The 8,396-nt window shown below is 74.4% G+C and carries 8 protein-coding genes; 6 read left to right on the forward strand and 2 right to left on the reverse strand.

Annotation, left to right across the window (positions count from 1 at the left end; translation table 11 throughout):
• The first annotated feature begins 88 nt into the window (after window positions 1-88).
• On the forward strand, window positions 89-835 hold the full coding sequence (locus tag ABD140_RS33195; protein WP_344245664.1) for a hypothetical protein: 747 nt from the start codon (window positions 89-91) through the stop codon (window positions 833-835).
• A 47-nt stretch (window positions 836-882) separates the two neighbouring features.
• Complete coding sequence (gene glpK / locus ABD140_RS33200) at window positions 883-2,358, forward strand: glycerol kinase GlpK (protein WP_344245666.1); 1,476 nt, start codon at window positions 883-885, stop codon at window positions 2,356-2,358.
• A gap of 6 nt (window positions 2,359-2,364) precedes the next feature.
• On the opposite strand, the gene ABD140_RS33205 is transcribed toward glpK, so the two are convergent.
• Complete coding sequence (locus ABD140_RS33205) at window positions 2,365-3,156, reverse strand: CPBP family intramembrane glutamic endopeptidase (protein ID WP_344245668.1); 792 nt, start codon at window positions 3,154-3,156, stop codon at window positions 2,365-2,367.
• A gap of 119 nt (window positions 3,157-3,275) precedes the next feature.
• Between ABD140_RS33205 and ABD140_RS33210 the strand changes: the two genes are divergently transcribed.
• From ABD140_RS33210 to ABD140_RS33220, 3 genes are all read left to right on the forward strand, one after another.
• On the forward strand, window positions 3,276-4,115 hold the full coding sequence (locus tag ABD140_RS33210; RefSeq protein ID WP_344245670.1) for a DUF4253 domain-containing protein: 840 nt from the start codon (window positions 3,276-3,278) through the stop codon (window positions 4,113-4,115).
• A gap of 16 nt (window positions 4,116-4,131) precedes the next feature.
• The gene (locus tag ABD140_RS33215) at window positions 4,132-5,136 is read left to right on the forward strand and encodes a hypothetical protein (protein WP_344245672.1); all 1,005 of its coding nucleotides are present in this window, start codon (window positions 4,132-4,134) and stop codon (window positions 5,134-5,136) included.
• Between the two features lie 218 nt (window positions 5,137-5,354).
• Window positions 5,355-6,968 (forward strand): ABC-F family ATP-binding cassette domain-containing protein, encoded by a 1,614-nt coding sequence (locus ABD140_RS33220; protein WP_344245674.1) that lies wholly within the window; start codon window positions 5,355-5,357, stop codon window positions 6,966-6,968.
• Between the two features lie 9 nt (window positions 6,969-6,977).
• On the opposite strand, the gene ABD140_RS33225 is transcribed toward ABD140_RS33220, so the two are convergent.
• The gene (locus ABD140_RS33225) at window positions 6,978-7,940 is read right to left on the reverse strand and encodes a pirin family protein (RefSeq protein WP_344245676.1); all 963 of its coding nucleotides are present in this window, start codon (window positions 7,938-7,940) and stop codon (window positions 6,978-6,980) included.
• Between the two features lie 131 nt (window positions 7,941-8,071).
• Here ABD140_RS33225 and ABD140_RS33230 point away from each other — a divergent pair.
• On the forward strand, window positions 8,072-8,396 hold a 325-nt coding region (locus ABD140_RS33230; protein ID WP_344245680.1), incomplete at its 3' end, for a hypothetical protein.

Raw genomic sequence — 8,396 nt, forward strand, 5'->3', positions numbered from 1 at the left:
CGAAAATCGAACTACCCGTCCGACCCTACGTGAATTACCCCTCCCCACGGAGCCGACACGAGCACAGAGATCACAGTAGGGTGCGGTCATGACCGCCCCACTCGGCCCGTTCCGGCTGACGGCCAGGATCCTGTCCTCGCCGGCCGGCGTCGTGTACGCCGCGCTCGACCCGGCGGGGCGGCAGGTCCAGGTGGCGCTGCTGACCAGGGGCGCGGCCTCCGACCCGGCGGCCCGCGACCGGTTCGCCGGGGCGGTGCGCGGCTCGGGCGCCGCGGTGCTGGCCGCCGACACCGACGACGAGGGCCCCTGGGCGATCGGCACCGGGAACCTCGCGGGCCTGCTGGAGCCGGTGCTGCTGCGCGGCGAGGCGTCCCGGGGCCGGGGGCCGCAGTTCCTGCACCACTGGGCGGGGCGCGGCGAGGACCCCGCCTTCCCCACGGGGCGGCGCGAGGGGCGCCGCGGCGAGCAGGTCGAACACCCCTCCTTCACCCGCGCGCCGGGGTCCGGCGGCTGGAGCACCGACGGCTCGCTCTCCCCGGGCGCCAGCCTGATGATGGCCGTGCTGGCGCTGATCGTGCTGGCGCTGCTGGTCCTGGGGGTGGTGATCCTGCTGGTGTGGCTGCTGCGCTCCCAGCCCGCGGAGCTGCCGGTCGAGCCGGCGCCCACCCCCACCACCGAGTCCGCCTCCCCGACGCCGTCGCCGAGCCCCTCGGGCAGCTCCGGGCCGCCCACGCCCGACCCGTCCGGCACCACCCCGGCCCCCACCGGGCCGGGGACCGGTCCGACCCCCGGCCCCACGCCCCTGCCGGACGACGGCGGGGATAATCCGCTGTGACCGCGGTTACATAACCCGCGACACCCGCCACGCCGGAAGGACCCGCCGTGTACATCGCCGCGATCGACCAGGGCACCACCTCCAGCCGCTGTCTGGTGTTCGACAGCGCGGGCCGGGTGGTCGCCGACGCCCAGCAGGAGTTCACCCAGATCCTGCCGCGCCCCGGCTGGGTGGAGCACGACGCGGCGGAGATCTGGGCGTCGGTCGAGGCGGTCGTGGCGCTGGCGCTGGAGCGCGGCGGCCTGGCGGCCTCGGACCTGACGGCCGTGGGCATCACCAACCAGCGCGAGACCACCGTGGTGTGGGACGCCGCGACCGGCGAGCCCGTGCACAACGCGATCGTCTGGCAGGACACCCGCACCGACCGCGTCTGCCGCGAGCTGGAGGGCGCGGTGGGCCAGAACCGCTTCCTGGACTCCTGCGGGCTGCCGCTGGCCACCTACTTCTCCGGCCCGAAGCTGCGCTGGCTGCTGGCCGAGGTGCCGGGCCTGCGCGAGCGCGCCGAACGCGGCGAGGTGCTGTTCGGCACGATCGACTCGTGGCTGATCTGGAAGCTCACCGGAGAGCACGTCACGGACGTCACCAACGCCTCGCGCACCATGCTCATGAACCTGCGCACCCTCGACTGGGACCCGCGCACCCTGGAGGCCTTCGGCGTCCCCGCCGCGATGCTGCCGCGGATCCGCTCGTCGGCGGAGGTCTACGGCACCGCCCGCGGCGTGCTGGAGGGCGTGCCGGTCGCCTCGGCGCTGGGCGACCAGCAGGCCGCGCTGTTCGGCCAGTGCTGCTTCGCCGAGGGCGAGGCCAAGAACACCTACGGGACGGGCGCGTTCCTGCTGCAGAACACCGGGACGCAGCCGGTCTTCTCCCGGCACGGTCTGCTGACGACCGTCGGCTACCGCATCGGTGACGAACCGGCGGTCTACGCGCTGGAGGGCTCCATCGCGATCGCCGGGGCGCTGGTGCAGTGGCTGCGCGACAACCTCGGCCTGATCTCGTCGGCGGACGAGATCGAGGCGCTGGCCCGCACGGTCGACGACAACGGCGGCTGCTACTTCGTGCCCGCCTTCTCCGGCCTGTTCGCCCCCTACTGGCGTTCGGACGCGCGCGGCGCGATCGTCGGCCTCACCCGCTTCGTCAACCGCGGCCACCTGGCGCGGGCGGTGCTGGAGGCCACCGCCTGGCAGACCCGCGAGATCGTCGACGCGATGAACGCCGACGCCGGGATCCCGCTGGAGTGCCTGAAGGCCGACGGCGGCATGGTCGTCGACGAGCTGTTCATGCAGATCCAGGCCGACGTCCTGGGCGTCCCCGTGGTGCGCCCCGGCGTCAAGGAGACCACCGCCCTCGGCGCCGCCTACGCCGCGGGCCTGGCCGTCGGCTTCTGGAGCGACCCCGAGGAGCTGCGCGCCCACTGGAAGGAGGACGGCCGCTGGGAGCCCGCGATGACCGCCGAGGAGCGCCACGACGAGCACACCCGCTGGCGCAAGGCCGTCACGCGGACCTTCGGATGGGTCGAGTAGCCGGCCTCAGCGGTTGGTGGGCAGCCAGTCGACCTTTCCGGCGAGCAGCACCCAGCCGACGAAGGCCACGATGTCGATGAGGGCGTGCGCCACCAGCAGCGGCATCACCCGGCCCCAGCGGCGGTACAGGCGGGCGAAGATCAGGCCCATCACGAAGTTGCCGACCAGCCCGCCGATGCCCTGGTACAGGTGGTAGGAGGCGCGGACGGCGGCGCTGGTGAGGTCGGCCTTCCAGTCCGCCCAGCCCAGCTGCCCGAGCCGGTGCAGCAGGTAGCCGAGGACGATGACCTCCTCGACCACCGCGTTCTCGATCGCCGACAGCACCAGCACGGGGATCCGCCACCACACGTCGCCCAGCGTGGTGGGCACGACGGTGAGGTTGGCGCCCGTGGCCTGCGCCGCCAGGTAGAGCACCAGCCCGGAGCCGCCGATGAACGCCGCGACGCCCGCGCCGAGCCCCAGATCGCGCCCGCGCGGCAGCCAGGAGGCGCCCAGCGTGCGGCCCATGGGCTCGTCCGAGCGGGCCATCAGGTGCGCCACCAGCGCGACCGGCACCAGCGCCGAGGCCACCGAGAACAGCTGCCAGGCCAGGCCCAGCCAGGGCCGGCCCGGCGCGGAGTCGGTGACCAGCGAGGCCGTCTGGTCGCCCAGGGCGCTGGGCGCCGTCACCGAGCCGAGGAAGGAGATGACGGCCGCCACGCCCGACGCGCCCAGGGACAGCGCGAACACGAGCCAGATCTCCTGGCCCAGGACGCGGCGGGAGGGCAGGGTGGGAGCGGCGGGAGTCGCGGGGATCACGGCACCGATCGTCGCACGCCGGCGACCGAGGGTGTCAAACCGGGCACATGAGTGGCAGAAGGGCCGGGGAATACGCCAAGATCCTCCCTTAGGTACGGGCTAAATCGGAGTGGTCGACCATGGACGATCACCGGCGCGGCAGGGCGCTGCCGGCGGGTGTTTACCGGCTGTTCGCCGACGGAGGCAACGGCCGCACGCTCAACGTGCCGCTGCCCGACGGGGCGGTGGTGTGGCCCGACCGCACCTATCGCAGGGACCACGCGGTGACGCGGCCGGCCTTCTGGCTGAGCGACGCGCCGGTCACCGGCGAGGTCTGGCGCGAGCTCGCTGCCGAGCACCCCTACTCGGGCCTGTGGCCGCTGCTGCTGGACGAGTCGGCGCAGCCGTGGTCGGCGGGCCAGGTGGCGCCCGAGCCGGAGTCGGAGATCGACGTCTACGACCCGGCGTTCTTCATGGCCGAGGTCTGGCAGGACATGATCGAGCCGAGGCTGCGCTACGGCGACGACTTCGAGGACCTGGCGCCGTTCGGCAAGTTCTGCCCGGGCCTGGCCCCGCCGGGCGTGCCGATGGCCGAGCCGCAGGAGGCCGCCGACTGGTACGCCGGGCAGCTCGGCGACGGCAGGACCACCCTGCTGGGGCTGGTGGCCGCCGGGCGCAGCGCCGACGCGCTGGCCGTCATGGGCTGGCAGGGCGCGCTCAACCACAACCAGTGGACGGCCCCGCTGGCGGCCGTCGTGCGCAGCTGGGAGGACAGGTTCGGAGTGCGGCTGGTGCGGGTGGGGTTCAACACGCTGGAGTTCAGCGTCTCGGCGCCGCCCCGCGACGCCGAGCACGCCGTGCACATCGCCGCCGAGCACTGGGCGTTCTGCCCCGACGTCATCGTGCAGGGCGCGGGCACCCTCGAGGCGTACGCCGCGGAGCTCGTCGGCCGCAACGCCTGGTCGTTCTGGTGGGACTGACCGCAAGGAGATCAACGTGTCGAACCGGCTCACCGGAGTGCTCGCGGCCGTGCCCGCGCTGCTGCTGCTGTGGTACCTGCCCGCCCTCGGCGGGCTGTACTGGTGGCGGGAGCAGACCCGCTACGGGTCGGGCTCGCTGGACGGCGACCCGTCCGAGCTCGCGGCGCTGCTGAACCCGCCGGACTGGACGGTGCACGCCGCGGTCACGCTGGTGCTCGCCGCGGTCGTCCTCGGCATCTGCCTCGCGGCGGCCGCCCGCCGTCCGGCGTTCGGGGTCCTGGTGGGGCTTCCCCTGACCGCCGCGGGCGTGTACGGGATGCTCTCTGCGGAGAAGGCGCGCGAGCTGACCGGGGCGTTGAAGGTGCTCTCCCTCGCCGGGGCCCCCGAGGTCAGCGGCGAGCAGCTGCGGGCGGGCACGGCGACCTACCTGGGGCAGGGCCTGTGCCTGCTGGTGGGCGGCACGCTGCTGGCCGCCGCGTTGTGGGCGCAGCACCCGCCGCGCGAGCGGCGCCGCCCGCTGCCGGCCGCTGGCGCGGGCCTGCTGGCGATGCTCGCGGCCTGGGCCTGCCTGTTCGAGGCCGGGACCAGGGACACCGGGCCGTGGCTGGTGCTGACGTGCGCGGCGGCCTTCCTGCTGGGCTGGACGGCCGGCTCCGGGCACCTGCCGCCGGTCGCGGCGCTGGTGTGCGGGCTGCCCGCGCTCGCCCTGGGCCTGGGGGAGCTGCTCGGGCAGGGCTTCCTGCTCGAGCTCGTCGACCTGGCGCTGCCGCTGTCCTTGGACAGCGGCGCGCACGTCCTGCTGCTGCGCGGGTCCGTGCTCGCCTCCGCCGTCCCGCTGCTGATCATGGGCGGGGCGCTCGTCGTGGCGGCGGCGGGCCGGCTGGGCGCCTCCGGCGGCGGGGCCTCACGCGGATCCTCGGCGGGGAGCCCGGCGCGCCGCAAGCCGGGGAGCGAGGCGCGCCGCGGCCGCGGGCGGCGTCCGAAGAGCCGTCCGGCCTCCCGCGCCCGCGCGAGGTCCTGATCTCCGCGCGGGCGGAGGTCCCGCGCGAGCGGCTATAGTCGAACGGTAGGCATCGTCTCTGCGAGGAGATCAGACGTGGCAGGTGACATCGACATCTCCGGAGATATCCGGAGCTGAGCAACCGCCGGCACAGGTACGCCGTCGCGGTTCTTCGTCGTCCCCTCCGCCCGTTCTCCCGGGCGCCTCAGGCGCGCCCGCATCGCATCGAGGTATGACCGATGTCCTCCATCGTCTGTTCCCACCTGTCCTTCTCCTGGCCCGACGGCACGCCGCTCTTCGAGGACCTGTCCTTCACCGTGGGCGACGGCCGCACCGGCCTCGTCGCGCCGAACGGCGCGGGCAAGAGCACCCTGCTGAAACTGATCGCGGGCGAGTACCGCCCCGCCCGCGGCGGCGTGGCCGTGGAGGGCGATCTCGGCTACCTGCCGCAGACCCTGCCCTTCGCGGGCGGCCTCAGCGTCGCCGAGGTCCTGGGGATCGCCCCGGTCATCGCGGCGATCGACGCCATCGAGGCCGGTGACGCCCGCGAGGAGCACTTCACCGTGATCGGCGACGACTGGGACATCGAGGAGCGCACCCGCGCCCAGCTGGACCGGCTGGGCCTGGGCCACCTCTCCTTCACCCAGCCCCTGCACACCCTCAGCGGCGGCCAGACCGTCTCCCTCGGCCTCGCCGGCCTGCTCCTGGACCGCCCCGACGTCCTCCTCCTCGACGAGCCGACCAACAACCTCGACCGCGACGCCCGCCACCGGCTGTACGCCGTGCTGGAGGAGTGGAAGGGCTGCCTGCTGCTGGTCAGCCACGACCGGGAGCTCCTGGACCGCATGGACCGCATCGCCGAACTCGACCGCGGCTCGGTCCGCTTCTTCGGCGGCGGCTACACCGCCTACGAGGAGGCCGTGGAGGCCGAACAGGACGTCGCCGAGAAGAACATCCGCAGCGCCGAGCAGGACCTCAAGCGCGAGAAGCGGGAGATGCAGCAGGCCAGGGAGCGGGCCGAGCGGCGGGCGAGCAACGCCTCCCGCAACCTCAAGAACGCCGGACTGCCGCGCATCTTCGCCGGGAACATGAAACGGGGCGCCCAGGAGTCCGCGGGCCGGTCCGGTCAGGTGCACGCCGCCCGGGTCGGCGACGCCCAGGCCCGGCTCGACGAGGCGGGCCGCGCCCTGCGGGAGGACCAGAGGCTCAGCCTCCAGCTGCCCGGGACCAACGTTCCCGCGGGGCGCACGGTCTTCCACGGCGAGGGGATCAAGGTGAGCCTCGGCGGCCGGGAGGTCTTCGGGGGGAACGGCCTCGACCTGACCGTCCGGGGGCCGGAGCGCATCGCCCTGACCGGGCCCAACGGCGCCGGGAAGTCGACGCTGCTGCGGGTGATGAACGGCGACCTGGAACCCGGAGAGGGCCGCGTCCAGCGGGTCGACGGCCGTATCGCCCACCTGTCCCAGCGGCTCGACCTGCTCGACCTCGACCGCACCGTGGCCGAGAACCTCGCGGCCTTCGCGCCCGCGATGCCCCAGTCCGACCGGATGAACCTGCTGGCGCGCTTCCTCTTCCGCGGATCCCGCGCCCACCTCCCGGTGGGCGTGCTCTCCGGCGGCGAACGGCTGCGCGCCACCCTGGCGTGCGTGCTGTGCGCGGAGCCGGCGCCCCAGCTCCTGCTGCTGGACGAGCCGACCAACAACCTCGACCTGGTCGGCGTCTCTCAGCTGGAGAACGCCCTCACCGCCTACGAGGGCGCGTTCGTCGTGGTGAGCCACGACGAACGGTTCCTGGAGAAGATCGGTGTGAACCGCAGGCTGGAACTGCGCGAAGGCGGACTGCGGGAGGTGTGACGCCCGCGCTCAGCGGACCCGCCCCCGTGACTTCAGGGGCACCGGCGGCAGCTCGGGGGCGGGGATGCGGGGCCCGTGGTAGCCGTGGACGACGCCCAGGGAGTCGCCCTCCATCCACGCGTCACGGGCGGATGCGATCTCCTCGCCGGTGCGGGCGACGAAGTTCCACCACATGACCAGGCGCTCCTCGAACGGCACACCGCCCACCAGGACGACCCGTGCCGCCGAGTCGGCCTCCAACCGCAGCTCGTCGCGGCCGCAGCCCAGGTAGAGCAGGCGGCCGACCGGCGCCGGGGAGCCCTCCACCCGCACGTCCCCGGACATCGTGAGCACCGCGTACTCGAAGTCGGCCTCCAGCGGCAGGGCGGTGCGCGCGCCGTCCGCCAGGGCCACGTCCGCGCCGGTGAGCGGGGTGAAGACCCGTCCGGGCGAGACGGTGCCGTCCAGCTCGCCGAGGAACACCGTCGCGCGTACGCCGGGGGCCGTCACCACCGGCAGGTCGGCGTGGTGGGCGAAGGCCGGGGCGGTGTGCCGGTGGGCGTCGGGCAGCGCCACCCACAGCTGCGCCCCGTGCAGGACCGGGTCGTGCGGGACGGGCGACTCCTCGGAGTGCGCGATGCCCCGGCCCGCCGTCATCAGGCCCAGCTCGCCGGGCCGGACGGTCTGGAGGCTGCCGAGGCTGTCGCGGTGCAGGATGTTCCCGGCGTGCAGCCAGCTGACCGTCTGCAGCCCGATGTGCGGATGCGGGGCGACCTGCATGCCCGGCTCGCCGGCGACGTCGTCGGGCCCGTAGTGGTCGAGGAAGCACCAGGCGCCGACCATCCGCCGCCCCAGCGTCGGCAGCAGCCGCCGGACCCGGCTCTCCCCGAGCCACACCTCCTTGACCGGCAGCGGCTCCAGCACCGGCTCGGCCGCCACGGCGGAGGTGCCGCCGACCAGGCTCGGCACCGGATGCGTCTCGAGATTGCTCATGCCCTCACGGTACTCGCCGCCCGAAGGGAGATCTTTTCCGCGGAGCGGAGGCCGCCGGATGACCCGGCGCGGAGCAGCGGTTACCTTGAGTCTGACCGGGAGTGCGGAGCGCGGCGAGGACGGGGCGGCCGGTGGAGCGGGAACCAGGGGATCGGCCCGAGTCGGGCCTGGTCGCCGAGCTGTGGGACCTGGCGGGCCTGGGCCTGCTGCTCACCGCGCCCGTGCGCGACCTGGGCCGCGACGTCACGGTCCACCTGGCCAGGACGGGCCTGGAGCGGGCGCTGGAGCAGCCCGCCGTCCGCGGCCCGGTGGAGCGGGCCGCCCGCCTGACCGCCGCCCGCGTCGCGGCCTCCCTCACCGACCGGCTCGAGGACGAGCTCGCCGCCGCCGTCGACGGCAACCCGGTGACCGCGGCCGCGCTGGGCGCGGCGGGCCGCGCCGCCGGCCACCCGTGGT

The sequence above is a fragment of the Actinocorallia libanotica genome (assembly GCF_039525175.1).
Lineage (GTDB): Bacteria > Actinomycetota > Actinomycetes > Streptosporangiales > Streptosporangiaceae > Actinocorallia > Actinocorallia libanotica.

Bases quoted from the DNA above. Each gene is read 5' to 3' on its own strand.
- ABD140_RS33195 (WP_344245664.1), top strand. From the start codon at position 89: ATGACCGCCCCACTCGGCCCGTTCCGGCTGACGGCCAGGATCCTGTCC.
- ABD140_RS33210 (WP_344245670.1), top strand. From the start codon at position 3,276: ATGGACGATCACCGGCGCGGCAGGGCGCTGCCGGCGGGTGTTTACCGG.
- ABD140_RS33220 (WP_344245674.1), top strand. From the start codon at position 5,355: ATGTCCTCCATCGTCTGTTCCCACCTGTCCTTCTCCTGGCCCGACGGC.
- ABD140_RS33225 (WP_344245676.1), bottom strand. From the start codon at position 7,940: ATGAGCAATCTCGAGACGCATCCGGTGCCGAGCCTGGTCGGCGGCACC.